The sequence below is a fragment of the Streptomyces sp. NPDC096311 genome (assembly GCF_044763085.1).
Lineage (GTDB): Bacteria > Actinomycetota > Actinomycetes > Streptomycetales > Streptomycetaceae > Streptomyces.
In genome coordinates this window covers 813834-837349 of the sequence record NZ_JBIWFN010000001.1, presented here as the reverse complement: position 1 = coordinate 837349, position 23516 = coordinate 813834, and the positions used below count along the sequence as shown (strand labels likewise).

At 69.7% G+C, this 23516-nt stretch carries 22 protein-coding genes; 11 read left to right on the top strand and 11 right to left on the bottom strand.

Going from position 1 to position 23516, the window contains the following annotated elements:
• Nucleotides 1-3: 3 nt before the first annotated feature.
• The 4 genes from ACIRA5_RS03745 to ACIRA5_RS03730 all read right to left on the bottom strand — a co-directional run bounded on the left by ACIRA5_RS03745 (nt 4) and on the right by ACIRA5_RS03730 (nt 2922).
• Complete coding sequence (locus tag ACIRA5_RS03745) at nt 4-1203, bottom strand: enoyl-CoA hydratase/isomerase family protein (protein WP_403686833.1); 1200 nt, start codon at nt 1201-1203, stop codon at nt 4-6.
• Nucleotides 1200-1817, bottom strand: coding sequence for a DoxX family protein (locus tag ACIRA5_RS03740; RefSeq protein WP_403686830.1), 618 nt, complete (start codon nt 1815-1817; stop codon nt 1200-1202). Before ACIRA5_RS03740 ends, ACIRA5_RS03745 begins: the two co-directional genes overlap by 4 nt.
• A gap of 251 nt (nt 1818-2068) precedes the next feature.
• Nucleotides 2069-2488, bottom strand: a complete 420-nt coding sequence (locus ACIRA5_RS03735) for a MaoC/PaaZ C-terminal domain-containing protein (RefSeq protein WP_403686828.1) — start codon at nt 2486-2488, stop codon at nt 2069-2071.
• Entirely contained in the window at nt 2485-2922 is a 438-nt protein-coding gene (locus tag ACIRA5_RS03730; protein WP_403686825.1) for a MaoC family dehydratase N-terminal domain-containing protein, read from the bottom strand. The genes ACIRA5_RS03735 and ACIRA5_RS03730 overlap by 4 nt, the downstream gene beginning before the upstream one ends.
• Before the next feature lie 426 nt (nt 2923-3348).
• Here ACIRA5_RS03730 and ACIRA5_RS03725 point away from each other — a divergent pair, with 426 nt between their 5' ends.
• On the top strand, nt 3349-4374 hold the full coding sequence (locus tag ACIRA5_RS03725; protein ID WP_403686822.1) for a DUF2889 domain-containing protein: 1026 nt from the start codon (nt 3349-3351) through the stop codon (nt 4372-4374).
• A gap of 75 nt (nt 4375-4449) precedes the next feature.
• Here the strand turns inward: ACIRA5_RS03725 and ACIRA5_RS03720 are convergent, their stop codons facing one another.
• The 4 genes from ACIRA5_RS03720 to ACIRA5_RS03705 all read right to left on the bottom strand — a co-directional run bounded on the left by ACIRA5_RS03720 (nt 4450) and on the right by ACIRA5_RS03705 (nt 8873).
• The gene (locus ACIRA5_RS03720; RefSeq protein WP_403686820.1) at nt 4450-6003 is read right to left on the bottom strand and encodes a class I adenylate-forming enzyme family protein; all 1554 of its coding nucleotides are present in this window, start codon (nt 6001-6003) and stop codon (nt 4450-4452) included.
• Between the two features lie 451 nt (nt 6004-6454).
• Nucleotides 6455-7186 (bottom strand): aldolase/citrate lyase family protein, encoded by a 732-nt coding sequence (locus ACIRA5_RS03715; RefSeq protein ID WP_403686817.1) that lies wholly within the window; start codon nt 7184-7186, stop codon nt 6455-6457.
• Nucleotides 7183-7995, bottom strand: a complete 813-nt coding sequence (gene hpaH, locus ACIRA5_RS03710) for a 2-oxo-hept-4-ene-1,7-dioate hydratase (RefSeq protein ID WP_403686815.1) — start codon at nt 7993-7995, stop codon at nt 7183-7185. The genes ACIRA5_RS03715 and hpaH overlap by 4 nt, the downstream gene beginning before the upstream one ends.
• Nucleotides 7996-8000: 5 nt before the next feature.
• Nucleotides 8001-8873, bottom strand: coding sequence for an alpha/beta fold hydrolase (locus ACIRA5_RS03705; RefSeq protein WP_403686813.1), 873 nt, complete (start codon nt 8871-8873; stop codon nt 8001-8003).
• 287 nt (nt 8874-9160) lie between these two features.
• Here ACIRA5_RS03705 and ACIRA5_RS03700 point away from each other — a divergent pair, with 287 nt between their 5' ends.
• The 5 genes from ACIRA5_RS03700 (at nt 9161) to ACIRA5_RS03680 (ending at nt 14587) form a co-directional block, all read left to right on the top strand.
• Complete coding sequence (locus ACIRA5_RS03700; protein ID WP_403686810.1) at nt 9161-9922, top strand: enoyl-CoA hydratase/isomerase family protein; 762 nt, start codon at nt 9161-9163, stop codon at nt 9920-9922.
• Entirely contained in the window at nt 9919-11103 is a 1185-nt protein-coding gene (locus ACIRA5_RS03695; protein ID WP_403686808.1) for a CaiB/BaiF CoA transferase family protein, read from the top strand. Before ACIRA5_RS03700 ends, ACIRA5_RS03695 begins: the two co-directional genes overlap by 4 nt.
• Nucleotides 11104-11115: 12 nt before the next feature.
• Nucleotides 11116-12267 carry an acyl-CoA dehydrogenase family protein gene (locus ACIRA5_RS03690; RefSeq protein ID WP_403686806.1) on the top strand — a complete coding sequence of 384 codons (1152 nt, stop codon included), beginning with the start codon at nt 11116-11118 and terminating at the stop codon, nt 12265-12267.
• A gap of 8 nt (nt 12268-12275) precedes the next feature.
• Nucleotides 12276-13742 (top strand): aldehyde dehydrogenase, encoded by a 1467-nt coding sequence (locus ACIRA5_RS03685; protein WP_403686803.1) that lies wholly within the window; start codon nt 12276-12278, stop codon nt 13740-13742.
• Between the two features lie 86 nt (nt 13743-13828).
• Nucleotides 13829-14587 (top strand): SDR family NAD(P)-dependent oxidoreductase, encoded by a 759-nt coding sequence (locus tag ACIRA5_RS03680; RefSeq protein WP_403686800.1) that lies wholly within the window; start codon nt 13829-13831, stop codon nt 14585-14587.
• A gap of 164 nt (nt 14588-14751) precedes the next feature.
• On the opposite strand, the gene ACIRA5_RS03675 is transcribed toward ACIRA5_RS03680, so the two are convergent.
• The gene (locus tag ACIRA5_RS03675; RefSeq protein ID WP_403686797.1) at nt 14752-15228 is read right to left on the bottom strand and encodes a MarR family winged helix-turn-helix transcriptional regulator; all 477 of its coding nucleotides are present in this window, start codon (nt 15226-15228) and stop codon (nt 14752-14754) included.
• Nucleotides 15229-15401: 173 nt separating this feature from the next.
• Between ACIRA5_RS03675 and ACIRA5_RS03670 the strand changes: the two genes are divergently transcribed.
• The 4 genes from ACIRA5_RS03670 (at nt 15402) to ACIRA5_RS03655 (ending at nt 18706) form a co-directional block, all read left to right on the top strand.
• Nucleotides 15402-16073, top strand: coding sequence for an SDR family NAD(P)-dependent oxidoreductase (locus ACIRA5_RS03670; RefSeq protein ID WP_403686795.1), 672 nt, complete (start codon nt 15402-15404; stop codon nt 16071-16073).
• A 146-nt stretch (nt 16074-16219) separates the two neighbouring features.
• On the top strand, nt 16220-16957 hold the full coding sequence (locus ACIRA5_RS03665) for a DsbA family oxidoreductase (RefSeq protein ID WP_403686794.1): 738 nt from the start codon (nt 16220-16222) through the stop codon (nt 16955-16957).
• Nucleotides 16958-17064: 107 nt separating this feature from the next.
• Nucleotides 17065-17712: an FMN-dependent NADH-azoreductase gene (locus ACIRA5_RS03660; RefSeq protein ID WP_403686793.1), complete on the top strand. Its 648-nt coding sequence runs from the start codon at nt 17065-17067 to the stop codon at nt 17710-17712.
• 82 nt (nt 17713-17794) lie between these two features.
• Nucleotides 17795-18706, top strand: coding sequence for a hypothetical protein (locus tag ACIRA5_RS03655; protein WP_403686790.1), 912 nt, complete (start codon nt 17795-17797; stop codon nt 18704-18706).
• A gap of 628 nt (nt 18707-19334) precedes the next feature.
• Here the strand turns inward: ACIRA5_RS03655 and ACIRA5_RS03650 are convergent.
• Nucleotides 19335-19901, bottom strand: coding sequence for a YceI family protein (locus ACIRA5_RS03650; protein ID WP_403686788.1), 567 nt, complete (start codon nt 19899-19901; stop codon nt 19335-19337).
• A 151-nt stretch (nt 19902-20052) separates the two neighbouring features.
• Between ACIRA5_RS03650 and ACIRA5_RS03645 the strand changes: the two genes are divergently transcribed.
• Nucleotides 20053-20454, top strand: a complete 402-nt coding sequence (locus ACIRA5_RS03645; protein ID WP_403686786.1) for a winged helix-turn-helix transcriptional regulator — start codon at nt 20053-20055, stop codon at nt 20452-20454.
• 137 nt (nt 20455-20591) lie between these two features.
• On the opposite strand, the gene ACIRA5_RS03640 is transcribed toward ACIRA5_RS03645, so the two are convergent.
• Nucleotides 20592-23489, bottom strand: a complete 2898-nt coding sequence (locus ACIRA5_RS03640) for a malectin domain-containing carbohydrate-binding protein (protein ID WP_403686784.1) — start codon at nt 23487-23489, stop codon at nt 20592-20594.
• Between the last annotated feature and the right edge of the window lie 27 nt (nt 23490-23516).

Genomic DNA, 23516 nt, shown 5'->3' with positions numbered 1-23516 from the left:
GGATCAGCACGGCGAGCCGCCCGAGCGGGCCGGGCCCCCGGGGGTCACCGGCTCGATCCGGTCGACCAGGCCCCATTCCAGCGCCCGGGCGGCGGAGACCGGTTCGCCGGTGAGTGCCATCCACGCGGTGCGCCAGCGGCCGATCCTGCGCGGGATCCCGACGGTGCCGCCCGCACCCGGAATCAGGCCGAAGGCCAGCTCCGGCAGCCGGAACCACGCGCCCGGGTCGGCTGTCACCGTGCCGGCGAACGACGGCACCTCGATGCCCGCGCCCACGCAGGCGCCGTGCAGGTGGGCGTGGACCCGCTCGGCGCTGCGGTGCACCATCCTGGCGGGGCTGCGAGCCAGCCGCACCGCGTGCGAGGACGCCGGGTCGGCCGTACCGAACTCGTCGAGGTCGCCGCCGCTGCAGAAGTCGGGGCCGGCGCCGCGCAGTTCGACGCGGCGGATCAGAGGGTCGGCGGCAACCAGTTCGAGGGCGTCGACGAGCGCGTCCCGCACGTGCCGGCTCACGGCGTTGCGTCGCTCCGGACGGTTGAGGGTGATACGCACCAGGCCCGGACGGCTCCGCGGGCGCTCCAGCCGAACCGGTTCGGGGCCCGGCGCCAGCTGGGCGCGCGCCGGACGGGACGCCCGCCAGGCGGCGAACTCCGGCCCGGCCAGGAGCATCGAGTACGCCAGCGACTCGGCGACCAGTGCTTGCGCGACGCCGGGCCCGGCCGCCTCCCCGACCCGGAGCACGCCGGCGAGCGTCAGTGCCGCGAGCGGCGCCGCCTGTACCGCGTCCGCCAGCCGGGCGGCGTCCGCCAAAGGGTCGCCGACAATGACATGGGCGCGCCCGGGCTGCGGACAGCCGCTGAGTGTCAGGGTGAGCGCCTCGGCCACGAGCACTCCTGCACGGCTGAGCGGTTCCCGGGCAAGGCCGACAAGAAGGCGCTCGGAGGTGCGCAGGGCCGTCGCCAGACGCGCGCCGTCCTCGGGCCTGCCGACGGCACCGGCGTCGAGATCGATCAGGGTGAGCACATCCGACGCCGCCAGCCGCTCGGCCGGTGCCGGGAACGCGACGGTGCCGTCGTCCAGACCGGAGAGCAGCCGGCCCGCGGCCTCCTCCGCACCGAGCAGCGGCACCCCTGCCAGGCCGTGACCCGTGCCGCGCCCCGGTGGTCCCGGGGCGCCGGCAGCGGATGGCCGCGGGGTCGTCATGGCGCTTCCGTGATCCCGTCCGGGCCCGACGCCGACCTGTCATCCGCTCCGGCCGCCGCGTCGTGTTCCCCGCTGCCCTCCACCTCACCGGGCCGATAGCACACCTTCAGCAGCAGTCCGGCCGCGGCGGCTCCGAGCCCTGCCGCCACCAGCGCCCCCCGGGCCCCGGACCGGCGCAGCCCCAACAGCCCGTCGACGGAGTACCGACCGTGGCCGAGGGCCGCGAGCGCCACCGAGGCGCCGGCCACCACACCGCTGTACTCCCAGCCGCCCTTGAAGACGAAGAAGCCCTTGCCCCGGTGATCGGTCCGTGCGGCCACCGACATCAGGCCAACCGCTGCCGCGGCGGGCAGCGGGCCGGCGGCACCGACCGTCAGGGCGGCACCCGCCGCCATCTCGGTGGCGGCGGCGAGACGGGCATGCACGGCCGCGGGCCGCAGGCCGAGTGCCTCGAACCAGCCCTCGGTGCCGCCGATCCCGCCGGGGCCTTTGAACTTGTTCCAGCCGTGCGCGAAGAGCATCGGGCCCAGCGCGGTGCGCAGCATGAGGGCAGCGGCGTCCCTGCCCGGATCCTGCCGCGTGGTACGCACCGTGCCTGCCTCGGTGTTCGCCATCGGTCTCTCCTCATAAAGGTAGTACGTGAACTGTGGCGTACGGTTCTGCGTCCACCGGATGCCGCGGAGGGCCACCGGCTACCGGACCGCTGTCCCCGGCGGGTCACAGGGCGCGCGCTCGCCCCCTGTGCGCGGTGAGGCCCGCCTCCGCGTATCCGGCGGCGAACCGGCCGGCGCCGATGTCCGGTGCCCAGCGGTCCGGGGGCGGCCCGTCGTGAAGCCGGTTCGATCCCCGCGCCCCGCGGCGCGACTCAGGGGGCGACCACGAAGTCCGCCGAACCGGAGACCGCCACACCGCCGTCCTGGTGGGAACACGTCAGCTCCACGGTGGCCAGCAGCTCGCCGTTCTCCCGCTCCGCCACCCCGGTCACCACACCCCGGCAGACCAGAACGTCCCCGGGCCACACCTGCTCGCGGAAGCGGACCTGGAAGCGGCGGACGTTCTCCGGCCCCAGCCAGTCCGTCGCGTAGGTGGCCAGCAACGCGGCCTGGTGCATCCCCTGCGAGAAGACCGAGGGGTAGCCCGCCTTCTGCGCGAACTCCTCGTCGTAATGGATCGGGTTGAAGTCGCCGGACGCCCCGGCGTACCGCACGAACATGCTCCGGGTCAGCGGCCCGAACGTACGGGAGCCGCCCTCCGCGCCTACGCCTATCCCGGCCACGGACGTCATCGGTCCTCCTCCGTACGCTTCGCCGTTTCGATCAGCGTCTGCCGCTGCTCGGCCACCAGCTTTCCCGCCTCGTCGCGGAACTCGGTCACGATCACGGCGAACCGCATCGTCCCGCCGCGCTTCCCGGGCTTCTCATAACGGTCGGCGACGCGTGAACTGGCGCGCAGCACATCGCCCGCCCGGGGCGGCGGACCGTGGAAGACATACTCCTGCTCTCCGTGCAGTAGCCGCTTACGGTCGAATCCGTGCGACGCGCGTGCCTCTTCCGGCGTCCAGAAGGTGGAGGTCACCAGGAAGGTGGGAGGTACGACAGCGTCCCGCTCCTGGTAGGCCGGGGAGCCGGACTGCGTGGCTGCGGCGTACTCGCGGATCTTCCCGCGCTCGATCGGTACCTCGAACTCGGGTCCCGGCTCGCTCTCCACGCGCTCGCTCATGTCCGGCTCCGGATGTGCGGCGCGCTGTCTGTGGGGTGCATCGTTGCGTCCTCCTCGATCCAGGCCGGAATCGGTGTGCGCACCGGACTTCTCGGCCGCGGCACTATTTCTAACATACATGTCACTTTCCCTGATGGGGCTTCCCATGCCACCTCGCATCCGACCACATCGCCCGGTAGACCACCTGTTATAAGGGAAATACAGAGCGATGCTCTCACCACACCCGCACCTGTCCCCCCTTGGATGACACGGCATCAGGGACTAGAATCTGAAAGTGACGTCACTTGATTGACGTCGTTCACAGCTCCGCCACCGCATCGGCGGGGCGGCTGTTCGTCTCCTGCGGCCATGCGGCCTTGACTCAAGTCCCTGTGGCCGGCGGACCGAACGCCGAGTCACGAGACCGCGTCACGACAGGGAGACTCCGTGCATCCGTCCAGCACTCAGACGCACCCGCGCAGCGGGCCGCACGCCCCGGCATCGGGACCGCCGCCGAGGCTGCCGGGCACCGTGCGCCGCACCACGAGCATCGACATGCGACGGCCTGACGGCCTCGAAGGGCCCCTGATGCTGCATGGCCTCGGCCGCGATCTCGTCACCCACGGGGACGGGACGTCCGAGGTTCGCGGGGAGGCGTCCTTCGACATGAGCGTCGCCTTCCTGGAGAACCGCGAGATCACGTCGATCTCGACGCGCCCGGACGCGCCCGCCGCGCAGGACCTGGTCGGCGCCAGGGCCGCCGGTGGCTTCCGCAAGCAGCTCGACGCCGCCCTGCCCGAGGACCGGGACGCGCACACCCTGCTCTACCAGCTGCTCGACGACATACCGGGAGCGGCCCTGGTCTCCGGGTACTCCGTCGGGCGGGCGGACGTCCCGGCCAGCGCCGCCCGCTCGGGCTACCAGCTGACGGAGAACCAGTGTTCCGGGTTCCGGCACGGCGGAACGATCATGATCGAGGTCGGCCGCACCGGCCGCGCTCCCGTGGTCACCGGTCCCGAGGCCACGCCGCTCACCAGCGCCGACGACTCGCTGGCCTGGCATGCGATGGATGACCTCGGTGTGCACTCGATGCGGCGCCAACGCCTCCTGGATGTCGCCCGGGACCCGGCGGATCCGCGCTCCCTCCGTGTGAGTTCCCTGTTCCGGGACAGCCACGTCGCCCCGGACGGCCGGGCCACCGTCATCCACGAGTACGAGGTGTCGGCGTGGGTGGACTGTGACGAGTGGCGGGTGCGAGAGGCGTCCGCGACTCCGCATGTGCTGCCCTGGACCGAGTGCCCGTCCGCCGCCGCCAGCGCCACACGGCTCGCCGGAGTGGACATCGGGAACCTGCGACGTCAGATCCGTACGGACTTCCGCGGCATCTCCACGTGCACGCACCTCAACGACCAGCTCCGCTCACTCGCCGATGTGGTCGCTCTCGCGCAGGGACTTCCGCCGGCCGTGGGCTGACAGCGTAAAGGGCCGTCGTCCCGACCATCCGCCGTAAGGGACCCGCTCTGTGGCGGGCCGACCGACGTCACCCCCTCAGGACCGGGTTTCGCCGGCGGACCGCCCCGCAAGGGCGCGCAGGGCGTTCCGGTCGATCTTGAGCATCGCGGTGAGCGGCAACTCCCCGACGAGCTGCACCCGGTCCGGTGCCTTGTAGTCGGCGAGGCGGTCGCGGGTCCACTCACGCAGCGCCTCCCGGGTAGGGGGCCGTGACGGATCGGCGGGCACCACGAACGCCACCCCGATCTCGCCGATGACCGGGGCCGGCGTGCCGACCACGGCCACGCGGCCGACCCCCGGGTGCGACGAGAGCACGTTCTCCACTTCCAGGGGGTGGACGTTGTACCCGCCGCGAATGTAGAGATCGCCCGCCCGGCCGGACAGCACCAGGTCGCCCTCCTCCGTGAAGTGGCCGAAGTCGCCCGTGCGCAGCCAGCCCTCCGGGCTGAGGGTCTCTGCGGTCAGTTCCGGCTGACGCCAGTAGCCCCGCATCACACAGCCGCCGCGCACCCGCACCCGGCCCACCGTCCCCGCCGGTACCGGCACATCCTGCTCATCGGTGACCTCCACCTCGGTCCCCTCCTGGGCACGGCCGACGGTACGGAACTGCGTCCGGGGCGGATCGTCCGGCTCGGTTCCGCAGATCGTCGGTGACTCCGTCATCGCGTACCGCACGACCAGGGGGACTCCCAGCCGGGCTGCGGTCTTCTCGACCAGCTCGGGCGGGGCCGGAGCGGTGGCGGCGATTCCGAGACGGAGGTCCGGTAGCGGTCCGCTGTCCGGTTCCTCCAGCAGTTTCTCCCACTGGGTCGGTACCGCGCCGGCGACCGTGATCCGTTCCGCACGCAGGATCCGGGCCGTCTCGGGGGCCGACCACGGCACGGGCGGGATCACCATGGTGATCCCCCACGCCAGCTGGTCCCAGAGTTTGGCGAGGTATCCGGCGTGCGCGAACGGCGTCGCCACCAGGCGCCGGTCGTAGGGCGCGCTCATCACCCCGGCCGCGGTGGCCGCGGCGGCGAGGTTGCGACTGTCGAACCAGGCCCCCTTCGGAGTACCGGTGGTACCGCTCGTCCAGATGATCACCACAGGATCGTCCGGCAGGACCGGGACCGGCGTACGAAGACCGGGCCCGGCGCATGCCGCCGCCAGTTCCGCCCGCGTGAATACCGCGGTCCCGGGCGGCGGTTCGGGAAGGCCGGCCTCGGTGTCACGGATGACCAGGACCGGACGGGCGCAGTCGAGTATCGCCGCCGTCTCCTGAGGACCGAGCCGGGTGTTGAGTCCGGTGGTCACTGCGCCGAGCCGGGCGAGGGCCGCGTAGCAGACGGCGAAGTCGATCGACGAGGGCAGCATCAGCGCGACGACATCGCCCCGTTCGACCCCGCGCGCGGCCAACGCCGCCGCCAAACTGTCGGAGGCCCGGGACAGTTCGGCGAAGGTGAGCCTCCGGCCCGGCTCGACGTAGGCCTCCCGCTCCCCGTACTGGGCGCCCGCCGCGTCGAGCACCTCGGCGAGGACACCGCACCGGCCGCGCAGCGGAGGCGGTGCGCCGGTCACGGCCGCTGCCCCGCGGCGGAGTTGGAGCATGACGGCCGCGTGTTGCCCGGTCGTCGGCCTGTTCGCCGACCATGTCGCGGACCGCCGGGGCGACCCGGACCGAGTCCGGCCGTGGTACTGGCGTCGACGACCTCCGCGGTCGCACCCCGTCGCCGCCTGCGGACACCGGTCCACGACACCGAGGCACCCTCGGGCGACGCCAACCCGGACCGGGGGCCGGAGCCACACAGGTTCACACCCGTCGCCCCGGTCCACGACCCCGTCGCCGCCCGCCCGCCGCCGGACGGTCCCACGAGCACCAGGTATCCGACAGCGACGGTGTCGACACGCGCGAGCCGTGCCGCGCTCGCCGGCCCGAGGCCTGCTCGGGCGTGGCCGCGTAGCCGGGAACCAGGACCGGCTCGGTGGGCCGGCCCGGTGTCACCCCGGTACTGGGTACGTTCAGAAGCGGCACCAGGATTCATTCGCGCTCCCTTTCGTCTCATGGCTTGTGGTGCCGGGCCGCGAGAGCCTCGCTGCCGCGGGCCAGCAGGGTCACGTCGGCGCCGATCGCGACGAACCGGGCGCCGGCCGCGAAATAACGGCGTGCCGTCGACTCGCCGAAGGCGTTCACACCGACGACCTTGCCGAGCGCGGTGACCGTGGCGACGGCCTCCTCGATCGCGGCGATCACCTCAGGGTGCTCGGGCTGCCCGAGGTGCCCGAGAGAGGCCGCGAGATCGGCGGGGCCGAAGAACACCTCGTCCACGCCGTCGACCTTGGCGATGTCCGTCAACTCGTCGAGCCCGCGGCGGGACTCGATCTGCACCGTCAGGGTCAGTCCCTCGGCGGCGACGTCCAGATAGTCCGGCACCCGTCCCCACCGCGCCGCGCGGGCGAACGCACCGCCGACCCCTCGCACGCCCTCGGGCGGATAACGCGTCGCTGCGACCAGGTCCCGGGCCTGCGCGGCCGATTCGACCATCGGCACCATCAAGTTCGTGACGCCGATGTCGAGGAGCTGTTTGATCAGCACCGGGTCACCGGACGGCGCGCGCACCAGCACCCTGATCGGGTACGCCGCGGCGGCCTGCAACTGCGGCACGAGGCTCGGTACGTCGTTCGGCGCGTGCTCGGCGTCGATCACCAGGAAGTCCAGACCCGATCCGGCGCAGATCTCGGTGACGTAGGCGCTGCCCGTCACCACCCACATGCCGACCTGCGGGCCGGTCACGGTCGGGCCTCGAAGCGAACGCCCACCGTGCCCAGCGGGCCGTAGTCGGCGAGCAGGACATCGCCGCCCTCTGCGTGCACGGGCCGGGTGAAGGACCCGGACAGGATGACCTGGCCCGGCTCCAGCGTGACCCCGTGCGGGGCGAGACGGTTGGCCAGCCACGCCACCCCGTTCGCGGGGTGGTTGAGCACCGCGGCCGCGACCCCGGACTCCTCGATGACTCCGTTGCGGTGCAGCACCGCGGAGACCCAGCGCAGGTCGACGTCCATCGGCCGGACCACCCGGCCGCCGAGCACGATCCCGGCGTCCGCCGCGTTGTCCGCGATGGTGTCGACGATCGTGCGCAGATGGCCGGTGTCCGGATCGCTCATCTGGACCCGGGCGTCCAGGATCTCCAACGCGGGCACGACGTACTCGGTGGCGCCGAGCACGTCGAACACCGTCACCCCGGGCCCCTTGAGGGGGCGGCCGAGCACGAAGGCGAGCTCCACCTCGATCCGCGGGTAGATGTAGCGGCCGTACGGCACGGTCCCGCCGTCGTCGTGGAACATGTCGTCGAACAGGGCGCCGTAGTCCGGCTCGGTGATCGACACCGCCCGCTGCATGACCTGGGACGTGAGACCGATCTTGCGGCCCCGCAGCACCTGCCCGCGGGCCAGCTTCTCGGTCACCCAGGCGCGCTGCACCGCGTAGGCGTCCTCGATGGTCATGTCCGGGTATTGGAGGGAGAGTTGCGGGATCGGGACGCGGGTCCGCTCGGCCTCGTCGAGACGGCGGGCGGCGTCGGCGATCTGTTCCTCGTCGAGCATCCCGGTCACCCCCGCAGGAACTTCAGCGCGGCGGCGTTGAACAGATCGGGGTCCTCGAAGTGCGGCCAGTGCTTGACCTCGCTCATCTCCAGCAGCTCCGAGTGGGGCAGCAGCGCGGCCACCCGGTGCGCCGTACTCCCGTACTCGCTGAAGTCCTTGCCGGAGGCCACGACCATGGTCGGCGCCTGGATGGACGACCACTGCTCTTCGGTGAGCAGGTTGCGCTCGCGGGCCTCCGGGTCCTGCAGGATCAGCAGGTGGTCGATGGTCTCGCGGGTCTCGGGCAGCTGGTAGATGGCCTGGCGCAGTGCGACGAGATCGGGCAGGCGGTTGCGCTCGTCGGCGATGAGGTGGTCGAACATCGCCTTGATCGAGTCCCAGTTCGGGTCGTTGACGGCCTTCGTGCGCTCGGCACGGATACGGGCCATGTTCGACGCGGTCGCCACCAGACCGGCCGGGGACATCAGGACGACCTTCTCGACCCGTTCCGGCACTTCGAGGGCGAGCCGGGCGGCGACCCAGGCGCCCAGCGACATCCCGACGACCGAGGTGCGTTCCATGCCGAAGTGGTCCATCACGGCGAGCAGTTGCCGGACGTACACGTCGGTCTCGTAGTCGTAGTCCGGCTTGTCGGAGAAGCCGTTGCCGACCATGTCGACCGCCACGCAGTGGAAGTGCTCGCTGAGCGGCCCGAGGTTGGGAGCGAAGGTCTCCCAGTGCCCACCGGTGCCGTGGAGCAGCAGCACACCCGGAGCGTCGGGATCACCGGCCTCGGCGAATCGGGTCCGGATACCGCCCGCGTCGCACCAGCCCTGCCGGAACTCAAGTTCACGCAGCCAGGTCCAGATACTGCGGTACTCACCGGTCGGCTCAGTCATCGCACTTCCTCCCTAATCAAGCATGATGTTTACCTAGCAGGCAGTCACGATATACGCGCTGAGCTGGGATTTAGTAGACCCTACGTCTTCTGACGTTGCCCCCGAGCCATTGTTTCTGACACTGGGTCTACGCTATAACGAGGGTGTGGTCGCCGTCGAGAGAACCCCCGGAAGGCGTACTGGACGCCCTTGGCGCCCGCCTCGGACTCTCCGACGAGCCGTCGTCGAAGGCGATGGTGAAGATCGCCCCCCCGGCCGACCAGCCAGTTCACTCTGAAGGAGGTGGCATGACCGTTCTGTTCGACGTCGCCGGGCACATCGCGACCATCACGCTCAACCGCCCCGACAAACTCAACTCGTTCAACGAGCGGATGACCCGCGAGATCGCCGAGATCTGGCAGCGGGTCCGCGACGACGACGAGATCCGGGTCGCGGTACTGCGCGCGGCCGGGGACCGCGCCTTCTGTACGGGCGTGGACGTCGTCGAGGGCCCCTGGTGGACGGACCAGAACCTGTGGAACCAGGAGGATCCCGGAGTCCTGCTCGGCCCCAAGCAGCACCGCGTGTGGAAGCCCGTCATCACGGCCGTGCACGGGATGGCGGCGGGCGGGGCGATGTACTTCGTCAACGAGTCGGACATCGTGATCTGCAGCGAGGACGCGACGTTCTTCGACCCGCACGCCAACAGCGGGCTGGTCTCCGCGCTGGAGCCGGTCGGCATGCTCCGCCGCGGCGTCCCGCTCGGCGACGTCCTGCGCTGGGCACTGCTGGGCAGCGAGGAGCGCATCACCGCCGCGACCGCCCTGCGCCTCGGCCTGGTCACCGAGGTCTTCCCCAGGGAGGAGCTCTGGTCCGCGGCCGACGCCCTGGCCGAGGAGATCGCGAGCCGCCGGCCCGAGGCGATACAGGGCACGGTCCGCGCCATCTGGGAGTCGCTGGACCAGCCGCCCTCGGTATCGCAGCGACACGGCATGGCCTATACCCATCTGGGCAACCCCGACCATGGGACAGGCCTCCCCGCGGCACGAAGCAAGCGGCGGCTGCGGTGAGCGGCCGCCCGCTCGACGGCATCACGGTCGTCAGCCTGGAACAGGCGGTCGCCGCGCCGTACGCGACCCGCCAGCTCGCCGACTTCGGGGCGCGCGTCATCAAGGTGGAGCGCCCGGGCACGGGTGACTTCGCCCGCGACTACGACGACACGGTGCACGGGCAGTCGAGCTATTTCGTCTGGCTCAACCGCTCCAAGGAATCGCTGACACTGGACCTGAAGTCCGAAGCGGGCCGCGCGGTCCTCGATGAACTGCTCACCGACGCCGATGTGTTCGTGCAGAACCTCGGACCGGGCGCGACCGCCCGAATGGGCCTGGGCGCGGACGCGCTGGCGGACCGGCTGCCCCGGCTCGTGGTGTGCGACGTGTCCGGCTTCGGCGCCACCGGGCCCTGGGCCGACCGAAAGGCCTACGACCTCCTGGTACAGGCCGAATCCGGGCTGATGTCGGTCACCGGCACCGAAGCGGAGATGGTCAAGGCCGGGATCTCCGTCGCCGACATCGCCGCCGGGATGCACGCGTTCTCAGGGATCCTGGCCTCGCTGCTGCAACGCGAGCGCACCGGCCGCGCGGCCCCGGTGGAGGTCTCGCTGTTCGAGGCGCTCGCCGAGTGGATGGGCGCGCCGGCCTACTACACCGAGTACGGGGGCCGCGCCCCGTCCCGCACCGGCGGGCGGCACGCCACCATCGCGCCGTACGGCCCCTTCGCGACCGCGAGCGGGGACCAGCTCGTCGTCGCGGTGCAGAACGACCGGGAGTGGACGCGGTTCTGCGCCGACGTGCTCGGCAAACCGGAACTCGCCGCCGACGAACGGTTCGCCCGCAACCCGGCACGCGTGGCCCACCGGGACGAGCTGGACGACCTCGTCGCCGAGCGCCTCGCATCGCTGGACACGGACACCGCGGCACACCTGCTGGACTCCGTGGGCATCGCCAACGCGCGCGTGCGCACCATGCCGGAGTTCCTGGACCACCCGGTGCTCGCCGGACGGGAACGCTGGCAGGACCTGGACACGGCGGGCGGCGCCGTGCGCGCCCTGCTGCCGCCGGCCTCGATCCGCGGCGTGTCCCCGCGGATGGACCCGGTACCCGGGCTCGGCGAGCACAGCGCCGCGATCCTGCGCGCGCTCGGCCGCACCGACATCGAGATCGACCGCTTGCGCGCCGATCGCATCATCTGACCTGGAGGGCGAGTGGACCTGAACACCGAGGAGCAGGCGGTCGTCGAGACCGTACGGGACTTCGTCAACCGCGAGGTACGCCCCGTCGTGGCGGACCTGGAGCATACGAACACCTATCCCGAGAAACTGATCGAGGGGATGAAGCAGCTCGGCATCTACGGGCTGGCGATTCCCGAGCCTTGGGGCGAGGCGCCCGTGTCGACACCGTGCTACGTCGGTGTGACCGAGCAACTGGCCCGCGGCTGGATGAGCCTGGCCGGCGCGATGGGCGGACACACCGTGGTCGCGAAGCTTCTGCTGGCCTTCGGCACCCGCGAGCAGCAGGACCGTTACCTGCCGCGGATGGCGACCGGGGAGATCCGCGCGACCATGGCGCTCACCGAACCCGGTGGTGGATCCGATCTCCAGGCGATGGGGACGGTGGCCCGCCGTGACGGCGGCGACTACGTCGTCAACGGTACGAAGACCTGGATCAGCAACGCCCGGCGCTCACAGCTGATCGCCCTGCTGTGCAAGACGGATCCGGCCGCGACGCCGCGACACCGCGGCATGTCGATCCTCCTCGTCGAGCACGGGCCCGGCCTTGAGGTCTCCCGCGACCTGCCCAAACTCGGCTACAAGGGCGTCGAGTCGTGCGAGCTGTCCTTCTCGGACTACCGGGCACCGGAGTCGGCGCTGCTGGGCGGCACCGAGGGCCAGGGTTTCACCCAGATGATGAAGGGGCTGGAGATCGGCCGCATCCAGGTCGCCTCCCGCGCGCTCGGTGTCGGGCAGGCGGCCTTCGACGACGCGCTGCGCTACGCGCAGGAGCGGGAGAGTTTCGGCAAGCCGATCTGGCAGCACCAGGCGATCGGCAACTACCTGGCGGACATGGCCACCAAACTGACCGCCGCCCGGCAGCTGACCCTCCACGCGGCACACCGCTACGACGCGGGACAACGGTGCGACATGGAGGCCGGCATGGCCAAGCTGTTTGCGTCGGAGGTCGCCATGGAGATCGCTCTCAACGCGGTGCGCGTGCACGGCGGTTACGGCTATTCCACCGAGTTCGACGTCGAGCGGTACTTCCGGGACGCGCCGCTGATGATCGTCGGCGAGGGCACGAACGAGATCCAGCGCAACGTGATCGCGTCGCAGCTCGTCAAGCGCGGCGGCCTGGACTAGGAGGAACTGTGGACCACTTCGACCTCTTCATCGATGGCAAAGCGGTGCCCGCGGCATCGGGCCGGACCTACGACACCGAGGACCCCTACACGGGCAAGCCCTGGGCCCGGGTCGCCGACGGTGGCGCGGAGGACGTCGACCTGGCCGTGGCCGCCGCGCGCGCGGCGCTGTCCGGTCCGTGGGGCTCGACGACTCCCGCCCGGCGCGGCGAACTGCTACGCAGGCTCGCCGAGGTGATCACCCGTGACGCCGACCGGCTCGCCGAGCTGGAGGTACGCGACGGCGGCAAGCTGCTCCGCGAGATGTCCGGCCAGGCGCGCGGCCTGGCCGCCTGGTACACCTACTACGCCGGGCTCGTGGACAGACTGCAGGGCGAGACGATCCCGACGAGCAAGCCGAACTACCTGGTCTACACACGGCACGAGCCGGTCGGCGTAGTCGCGGCGATCACCCCGTGGAACTCGCCTCTGCTGCTGCTCACCTGGAAGCTCGCGCCCGCACTCGCGGCCGGATGCACCGTAGTGATCAAGCCCAGCGACTACACCCCGGCTTCGACCGTCGCGCTGGCCGCGCTGTTCGCCGAGGCGGGCTTCCCGCCCGGGGTGGTCAACGTCGTCACCGGCTGGGGTCCGGAAACCGGGAAGGCACTCACCGCTCACCCCGGCGTCGACCGGATCGCGTTCACCGGCAGCACCGAGACGGGCAAGGCCGTCGCGCGCGCCGCGGCCGAACACATCACCCGGGTCAGCCTCGAACTCGGCGGCAAGTCGGCCCAGGTCGTCTTCCCCGACGCCGACCTCGACGCCGCCGCCAACGGGCTGATCGCCGGGGTCTTCGCTGCGGCGGGGCAGACCTGCCTGGCCGGCTCCCGGCTGCTGGTGCACGAGTCGGTGGCCGAAGCGCTGGTGGCCAAGGTGGTCGAGCGGGCGAACCAGATCGTCATCGGCGACCCCCGGTCCGACGAGACCGAGATGGGACCGCTGGCGAACGACCGCCAGTTCGCCAAGGTCCTGGAGCACCTGCGAACGGCCCGCGAGCAGGGCGCCACCTTCGCCTGCGGCGGGGAGGCCGTTCCCGAACTGGGCGGCTACTTCGTGCGGCCGACCGTGCTCACCGACCTGCCCGCGGGTGCGCAGGCCATCACCGAGGAGATCTTCGGACCCGTACTGGCGGTGTCCACCTTCTCGGACGAGGAGGAGGCCGTGCGCCTGGCCAACGACACCCCGTTCGGCCTGGCCGGTTCGGTGTGGACGAAGGACGTTCACCGGGCGCACCGGATGGCCGCACGCCTGCGGGCCGGAACCGTGTGGGTCAACGCTTACCGCGCGGTCGCCCCGGAGGTACCGTTCGGCGGCATGGGCATGTCCGGCATCGGACGCGAAAACGGGGCCGACGCCATTCTCGACTACACCGAGACCAAGGCCGTCTGGGTCGAGCTGTCCGGCGAGACACGCGATCCGTTCACGCTCGGCTGAGCAGAGCGCCTCGTCGGCGCCTGGAAAACGCTGATCAATGAATGCGAGAACAAGAAACCGGAAGAAAATCAAGGAAGAAGCGCTCCATGAAACTCGAAGCGGGGCAGGTAGCCGTCGTCACCGGCGGTGCCAGCGGCATCGGATTCGGCCTCGCCGAGGCGTTCGTACAGCGCGGACTTTCGGTGGTTCTGGCCGACGTCCGCCAGGACGCACTCGACGGCGCGGTCGGCCGACTCTCCGGCACGGACGCCAAGGTGATCGGTGTCCGGACGGACGTGAGCGACGCCGCGCAGGTCTCCGCCCTGGCCGCCGAGGCCAGGAAGACCTTCGGCCGGGTCGACCTGGTCGCCAACAACGCGGGTGTGTCGTCCCAGCAACTGACGCCGCTGTGGGAGGTCAGCAGCGCCGACTGGGAGCGGATCCTCGACATCAACCTGTGGGGCGTGATCAACGGCCTGTGCGCCTTCACGCCGATCTTCGTCGAGCAGGGCCACGGCCACATCGTCAACACCGCGTCCCACGCGGGAATCGGCAACGTGCCGTACATCGCCCCGTACACCGCCGCGAAGCACGCCGTCGTCGGCCTGTCGGAGACCCTCAGCATGGAACTCGCCGAGCACGCGCCAGGCGTACACGTCACCGTCCTGAGCCCCGGCTGGGTCAATACCGGCATGGCCGAAGGCAAGGACCTGCCGCCGGGCACCCTGGAAGTCCCGGACGTCGCCCGGCTCACCCTGGCGGCCGTCGAGGCGGACCGGCTCCATGTGGCACCAGGCTCCGGCGACAGCTCGGAGCAGCTCGTACGAGCCAGGTTCGAGCGGCTCCTCAGCGATCTGGAGGCCTGACAGCCAGAAACCATGGCGCGGACGACGGCGATGCCCGGAGTCCGTGCCTGGCCCTGCGCGGGAGGATCAGCCGAGCTTTCACCCCGGCGGGCCGAACACATCGATCGGCCCGCCCTCAGTCGGGCCGATCGCGTACAGCGGCTTCGGATCCTATGGCCGCGCTTCTACTGCTCTCCCAGGCAAGGGCCCGCCGCGCCCTCCGTCTCATCGGCCAGGCGCGACAGCAGCGCACGCAGCAGCTCCCGTTCACGCTCGGAGAAGCCGGCCAGCAACCGTGCCTCCGCTTCGTCACGCGACTGCACGACCTTCGCCTGGATTCCTCGCCCGGCATCGGTCACCTCGGGTATCCGAGCACGCCGGTCGCTGGGAGAGAACCGGCGCACCACCAGCCCTTCGCTCTCCAGCCGGTCCAGGAGCGAGGTGAGCGTCGTCTTGTCCACTCCCAGCTCCTTGCCCAGCTGAAGCTGGGTACGCCCCTCGACCGCCGTCAGCGCGGTCAGCACGACCCAGTCACGCAAGCCCGCGAGCCCGTGCTCGCGCGCGACCGCGTCGAGTTCACCCCGCATGCGTTGGGATGCCCTGCTGAGCAGCCAGGTCAGGTCGAAGGGCTGGTCGTCCGGCGTGTTCGAGAGAGCGGTCACATCCCCATGGTAGTGGATATTCATCCGACAACAGATATTCCCAACCAAGATGTTCCCTTGCAAGATGTTCTTGTGTCGGATCATTCTGTACAGTCGGAGATGGCACGACGGCCTCAAGCCGTCCGTCGCCGTCCGACCCATGCGTCACATGTCCACCGAAAGGCAGTCATCTCATGTCCACCATCGCCATCGTCGGGGCCGGGCCCGGCCTCGGCCTCGCCATCGCCCGCCGCTTCGGCCGCGAGGGATTCAAGGTCGCGCTGGTCTCCCGCAACGAGGAGAAACTGGGCAAGCTCGCCACCCAGCTCAGCGAGGAGGGCATCGAAGCGGCCGGCTTCGCCGCGGACATCCTCGACCGGCCGACCCTGGTCAACGCGTTCCGGCGCATCGAGGAGCGGTTCGGGCCCGTGGATGTACTGGAGTTCTCCCCCGCTCCGGGCATGCAGGAAGCGGCAAAGAGCATCGTGAGCGCGGCGGAGGTGGACCCGGAGAACATCCAGCCGGAGATCGAGTACTACGTCCACGGCGGAGTGACGGCGGCCCAGCAGGTGCTGCCCGGCATGATCGAGCGCGGCAGCGGCACCCTGCTGTTCACCACCGGCGCCTCCTCCGCCGTGCCCTTCCCGCAGATGGGCAACGTCGGCATCGGTGGCGGCGCGCTGCGCAACTGGGCACTCGCCCTGAACGCCGAACTCAAGGACAAGGGCGTGTACGTGGCGCACGTACCCATCGCGACCTTCATCGGCAAGGGCGGACCGGAGACCCAGCCGGAGACGATCGCCGAGGTGTACTGGGACCTGTACACGAAGCGCGACGAGGCCGAGCGGATGTACTCCACGCTCTGACGCCTCGACGGAGACATCGTCTCCGGCGCGACGTGTGGGGACGTCGTTCCAGCGACTCACTCGGGAGAGCTGGACAACGGGGTCGGGCCGGCACTGCTCCGAAAAGTGAGCCGCGGCGCTCCAGAGACCCGGAAGAGGTCGTCATCATGACCCAGCAGTCCATGCTCATCGAGGTGTGGGGGGACATCGGCTGTCCCTGGTGCTACGTGGGCAGGGCGCGCTTCGAGCAGGCGCTGGCAGCCTTCGAGCACCGCGATGAGGTGCGCGTCGTCCATCGTTCATTGCAGTTGCACGCCGACCAGCCCAGGGGCGAGGTCATGCCCGTGCTGGAGGCGTTCACGCGCCGATACGGCGCCACGCGCGAGCAGGCCGAGGCCGGAGAACGCAAGATGGCCCACCTCGCGACCGCGGAAGGTCTGCCCTTCAGCACCGACCGCCTGCACGGCAACACCCTGGACGCCCACCGGTTGCTGCAGTTGGCCAGGGAACGTGGACGTCAGGGCGAGCTGATGGCCGCCCTCTACCGGGCGCACTTCAGCGCTGAATCCTCCGTCTTCGATCCGTCCGCCCTGGCCGCCATCGCCGTGGAATGCGGTCTGGAAACCGTCGAGGTCCTCCAGGTCATCGACGGCGACGCCTACACCGACGCGGTCCGCGACGACGAACGCCGTGCGGCCGACCTCGGCATCCGAGGCGTGCCCTCCTACCTGTTCGACGGCGTGTACGCCGTCCACGGCGGACAGTCGGTGGAAGCCTACGGCGCCGCCCTCGCCAGTGCCTGGCATCAGGGGCCGCGAGGTTCGGCTTCCTCGGGCACGGACCCGGTTTCCGCAATCACCTGCGCCGACGGCCGATGCGCCGTACCCGGCGCGACACATGCCTGACCCCTGTTGCCTCTCCCTCCAACAGCCCGTGAAGGCTCGCGGCCCGCCGGGTTCGCGTCGCCTCGGACATCGCGAACACGTACAGCACGCAAAGAAAGAGCACCCCCATGTCCTACCTGTTGCACATCGACTCGTCCTCCCTGGGCACCGGTTCCGTCTCCCGCACGGTCGCCGACACGGCTCGCGCCGCGTGGGGCGGTCCCGTCGTCCACCGTGACCTGGCCGCCAGCCCGGTCCCGCACCTGAGCGCCGCCGGCATCACCGCCCGCGTCACCGACCGGAACCAGCACACGCCGGAGCAGGCCCAGGCCATCGCGGTGCAGGACGAGTTGATAGAGGAATTCCTCGGCGCCGGCGCTTACCTGTTCACAGTGCCGATGTACAACTACACGATGCCCTCGGTCTTCAAGGCGTGGCTGGACCAGATCATGGTCGTCGACCGCACCCTGAACTTCGGGGCCGAGGGCCCGGCCGCCGCGGGTCGGCCCGCGATCCTCGTCTCGGCCCGAGGCGGAGGCTACGGTCCAGGAACTCCCAACCATGGCAAGGACTTTGTCGTTCCCGCCCTGGAGACCATCCTGGGCGACCCCCATTGCCTCGGCCTCGATCTGCGCACCATCACCCCCGAACTGACCCTCGCGCCGGTCAATCCCGCGCTCGCTGCCCTCATCCCGCTGCATGAGGCCTCCCTGGCCGGAGCGCACGAGCAGGCCCGGTTCCACGTGCGGAAGTTCACCGAACTGCACAGCGTCTGACCAGCGGACACCAGCGAACGGGCCCTGGACCAGGGTCCGTTCGCCCAGGTGCCGAACACCCACGTACGAGAAGGAGACCGTCTTGGCCACCGACGGACAGCCGTTAGTCCTGCGCCCGGCCGACCCGGACGCGCCGATCCACATCGATGAGAGCAAGCTCAACCCCCGGGTGATGGAGATCAAGGAAGCGCTCGTCAAAGCGGTCGGGGCGGTGTTCCGAGAGAAGAACATCACTCACGCGGAGTACGAGCGTTTCCGGGAGGCCCTCCGCGCGCTCCAGGAACTCAAGGCGACCGAGGGCTTCTTCGACATCTGGCTCGACCAGATGACCGACCAGACCACCGCCGAGGAGTGGGAGGGCACGTCGTCCAATCCGGAGGGCCCGTTCTTCGTCCCCGGTGTACCACTCCTCCAGCCGATCGGCCCCGGCGCGTCGTACGTGCTGCCGATGCGACCGGACGAGCCCGGTCAGCCCCTGATCGTTCGAGGGCAAGTGCGTTCCCTGGACGGAAAGCCTCTCGCGGGAGCGGAACTCGACACCTGGCAGTGCGCCGACACCGGTGTCTACTCCATGCTCGGCATGGACGACCAGCCCGACTGGAACCTGCGCGGCAAGTTCCGCGCGGACGAGGACGGCCGCTTCGAGTTCCGCACCATCAAGCCCGTCCCCTATATGAGCCCAGACATGCCGCAAATCCTCCTCGACTTCTACGATGCCAACGGCAAGGCGCGCTTCCGCCCCCGTCACCTCCACTTCAAAGTGAGCCACGAGGACATCGCCGACAACGGCCGGTTCATGACACAGATGTACTTCGAGGGCGACCCGTACCTGGCGGCCGACCCCGGCGAGAACTCCAGGGCCTCGCTCGCCGTACCCACCGTGCGGCACGAGGACCCGGAGGAGTTGACGGTGCGAAGCTTGGAGGGCCAGTCGTTCTACCTCGCTGCGACGTTCGACATCGTCATCGCCACCGGGGCGAGCGGCAGACCGTGACCGAAGCGGTTTCTCGCCATCTGGCGCAGCGTCGCCCCTCTCGCACGACGAATCCGGGCCGTTCCCCAGCACAGTGATCTACGCCGGCGACATCCGCCACATCACGGCGGACCGACGGGCCCGCATCCGCACCAGCATCGACGACCGCGTGCGCGGGCTGGACCTGGGCGGGGACGACGTCCTCACACACGGCCGCATCGAGGATGCATGTCCGGAGCCACCGCACAACAGCTCTGGGCCCGTGGACACGTGCACTCACTGCCCGCGACGCAAGCAGGATGTGCACGGTCGGCACGCCGATGACGGGTGGCCGCTGAACCTGGTCTTCATACGCGGCGCAAGGGCTCATACAAGACGGTCGGCGCGGGCCCGAGAAATCGGGCCCGCGCCATGTCACCCACACACTTCCCCTGGCGTCGGCTCAGGCTTTCGGCCGCCAGGGGCACGCCACACCGCGAACCGGACGCGACCGCCCTGCACCCTCCTCATCGGTGAGGCCGAGCTGAACCAGGCGCCCAGGGGCCATGCTCACTTGGCCGACGCACGGGACGCACGTGTGCGGGCGACGCCTGTCAAAGGACCTCGGTCATGCCGAGTCCTAGGCATGACCGCCGTCTCGGCGTCCAGGTCACTCCTTGTTGCTCAGATCCGCTTCCACATCGAGCACGATCTGGACCTTGTCCGCGAGAGCCACGCCGCCGCCCGGGATCGGGCCGTTGTAGCTCACGCCGAAGTCGGTGCGGTTAATCTCCGTCGTCGCGGAGAAGCCCGCCTTCTTCCCGCCCTCCAGTCCCGGGCCGAACTCCGGGGCTTCCAGGGTCAGCGTGACCGACCGGGTCGTGCCACGGATCGTCAGGTCACCGTCGACGTAGAATTCGCCGTCCTCCTGCCGCACGCCCGTCGACGTGAAGGTGAGGGTGGGATGCTCCTCCGCGTGGAAGAAGTCCGCCGAGCGGATGTGGTCGTCACGCATCGAGTTGCCGGTGTCGATCGACGTCGCGTCGATCGACACCGACACCGACGACGCGAACGGGTCGTCCGCCAGCCGGATCTCACCACTGAACGAGGTGAACCGGCCGCGCACCTTGCTCACCATCATGTGCTTGATCACAAAGCCCACGTGGGAGTGGACCGTGTCGATGGTCCAGGTGCCGGCCGCATAGCCGGGAATCTGCAGTTCAGCTGATGACGTCACAACTGCCCTTCGGTAATGGAAAGGTGTCTCAAGGCCTCAGCGGCGGTTACTCGGAGTTCGTCGCTAACCTTTTGTAATGACCACCATGGTCAAGCACGTGAAGTACGTCCCGCAAGGCACAGGGATGTGACCCGGTTCTCTGGAGGTAACCATGAGCGCGTCCGCCGCACCCGGACCGCAACTGCCCCCGCCCGGCGGATGCCGGGCGCGGGAGATCCTCGAAATCGTCGCGGATAAGTGGTCCCTGTACGTCGTGGCGGCCCTGGGCAACGGTCCTCACCGCTTCAACGAGCTCAAGCGCGGCATCGACGGCATCAGTCAACGCATGCTCACCGTCACGCTGCGCGGTCTGGAGCGGGACGGGATCCTGACGCGTACGGTCCGTGACGTCATGCCGCCGCACGTCAGTTACGAGCTCACTCCGATGGGTACGACGCTGGTCGCGGCCACCACACCGTTGATCGAGTGGAGCACGCGCAACCTCGCCGCGATCGACGTCGCAAGGCTGGAGTACGACGCCCGGGCCGCCCGTCGGGAGGCTTCACGCCAGTAGCGTCTCGTCGCATCTCGGCAAGGGCCACGGACGGCAGCCCCGGAGAGCCGTTCCGTCAGATCCCGGATGCCGGCTCAGCGGATGCCTTCGCGGCCCGCTCCGCCGCCTCCAGCGCGTGTTCGTCGTACCCGGCGCCCTCAGCTCTTCTTCAACAGCTCGACTCCGCTGACTTTGGCGTTGTCCACCAGGGTGGAGAACTGGATGACGATGCTCCCGCTGTCTCCGGGCGTGACGTCCAACTCCTTGACCACTGCCTTGTTCTTGCCGCCCGCGGCCGCGAACACGTCGAAGGCGTCGAGCTTCTTCTCCCCGTTGACGTAGACGTCGAAGGTGCGCAGCCCGGCGCCCCACCAGAAGATCTCCGCGAAGTGCAGACGGACGGTGTAGGTGTCGCCCGCGCTCAGGCCCTGGGCGATATAGCTGAAGTTGCCGTACCGCTCGGTCTGGTAGACCGCCTGCGGCGCCGGGTCGGTGACCGCGCTGGTGTCGATCGTGTCGGTGGTGCCGCCGCCGGCCGTACCGCCGAAGACGTCGGTGTCGGCCACGAAGTCGCCCGCGTCGCCGCCGCCGGAGTTGATCCGGAAGGACGAGACCGGCGTGGGCAGGTTGGTGGTGCCTCCGTAGTCCTTGTCGATCTCCAGGTCCCAGACGGCCGTCGTCCTGGGCTCCAGCGTGAACTGGCTGCCGGGTTTGTAGAAGCGGCCGCTGGCCAGGTTCTTGGTCGTCCGGCCCGCTCCCTGCGGGACCTCGACCTTCTTGGTGTGGTCCGGGCGGCAGTTCATGTCGATGCGGTAGCGGCCGAAGAAGCAGGAGTAGAAGGTACCCCTGCCCGCCCACGGGCTCTCGGTGCCGGGGTCGACGGCCGAGGAGCCCTTGGGTGCCTTGGCGACCGGGTACACGGTGCCGGCGTACGCCTGGTGGAGGGTGGGGCCGGGGGGCGGGAAGCCGCCGGCGGGGAGGTCGGTGACCGGGTCGTAGACGCCGTAGTCCCAGTTGACGTAGTCGGGCTGGGTATAGGTGTCGCCGGTCTTTTCGAACTCGGTGTGCTGCCAAACGGTGGCCGCATGGTCGAAGCCCGGAGTGATGTGATGAATGCGGGCCATGTTGTTGATACCCCAGCGGGCACGCCAGTACAGCTCCGCGTACAGGATCTCGGTGCCGTTCTTTAGGGCGACGACCATGTCCTGTTCGTCGGACCAGACGAAGTCGGGCTGGTCGGCCCGCATGGGCAGACCGGTGCTGCCGGGGGTGAGGGACATGACGGCCGCGTAGTCGGCGGGGATGCGCAGGTTGCTGAGCCGGGCGCGCTGGCTGTCGACGGCGAGCTGGGCTTCCTTCAACTGCGCCCAGTACTGGTTGTCGTCGAGCTGCTCATGGCAGACCTTGACCAGTTGGGGGTCCTGGAAGAGGGCGGCGGCCTTGAAGGCGTGACCGTCCCAGGATGCCTTGGAGACGTAGGTGACGTCGCCGGGGAAGTGCTGGTCGCGCCAGCCGACGACGTTCTCCAACCGCATGGAGATGTTGCCCTGGTTGTCCAGTTCGGGGTAGCGGAAGGGCAACCGAGCCTTGATGATCTTCAGCATCCTGGCCTTGAGGACGTCGTCCTCGATGCCGTCGTGGCCGTTGACCGCCTCCCACATGATGTTGACGCCGTCGACGATCTCACCGTAGCCGCCGACGTAACCGAGCTCCTTGCCCTGCCCCTTGTGGGTGAAGACGTAGTACGTCTCCCCCTCGGGCCTGGTCGGTGTTCCGTCGGCGTTCTCCGGGCCGAGCCAGGGCTTCATGCCGAGCGCCTGGTAGCAGTAGTCGCGGACGGTGGCCTCCGGGATCGCCCGGTCCGGAGCGACCGTCAGCAGGGCGCGGTTGCACTGGTAGATGCCGGTCGCGCACATCATCATCTGGTTGGTGTACTTGCGCAGGTTCTGCCGCCAGTAGTCGCGGCTCTCGACGAGCATGGCGACATACGCGTCCAGGCGGGTGCCGTCGGTGCCGGACAGGGGCTCGGCGAGGCGGCTCGCCAGCTCGTCGTGGAGCAGTGTGAGGATCCGGCCCAACTTGCCGAAGCCGTACCACTGTTGGGGGCCGTTCTCCTCGACTATGCCGTGGTCGGCGAGGAAGGCGATGCGCAGCGCGTCCAGTCCGGCGACGATCTGGTCGAGGGCCGCGCTGTTGCCGTACGCCGGGGTGTCCTTGAGGCGGTACGCCTCGGCGAGCGCGAGCAGGCCGAAGAGGTCGATGTCGGCGGGCTTCGCGGCGAGCAGCGAGGCGATGAAGTCCTTGTTCTTCTGTACGGCGAGGTCGAGCACCTCCGGGCCTGGGGCCAGCCGCTTGAGGGGCGGGTCGAAGCGGGTGCCCTGGACGTCGTCGGCGGGGAGGGTGAAGAAGGGGTCGGTGTGGGAGTAGAGGCGGTAGACACCCCGGGTGTTCTTCTCCAGGTCGAAGTAGTAGTTGTCCTTTCCGCCGTAGACATAGATGCCGCCCATCGAGCGAATGCCCAGCGAGATCTGCTTCCTGCCCCTGGTCATCGCGGGTGGCAGCGGGACGGTGTGGTAGAAGAAGCGGCCTATGGTACGGGCCTCGTCCTGGCAGATGTCGAGCGGTTCGACGTCGCCGAGTTGGTAGTAGCCGACCTGCTTGCCCTCGGCGAAGAGCATCAGCATGCCGCGCGCCCAGCCGGCGTCCGAACCCCACAGCTTGATCGTGACGTAGGTGGGCTTCTTCGGATCGCAGGCGAGGGTGAACTCGGCCGAGCCGCCCCACACCCCCGGGGTGTCGAGCGGCGTGAAGAGTCTCGCGCTCTGTCCCAGGCCGCCGGTGACCTTCTCACTGGCGCTGCCGGTGAGCCGGTGGGCGGTCTCCGACGCGTCGTTGCCGAAGGTCAGGACGTCCAGTGGACCCTTCGCGCGGGCGGGGACGTCCTGTGCCAGGGCTGGCGCGGCGCCGGCGATGAGACTCCAGCCGCCGGTGGTGGCCGCCACGGCGACACCGGTGGCGAGCCGCAGAACGGCTCGACGGTTCGGTTCTGAAGACATGGGTGTGCTCCTTGTACGGCGTGCGGA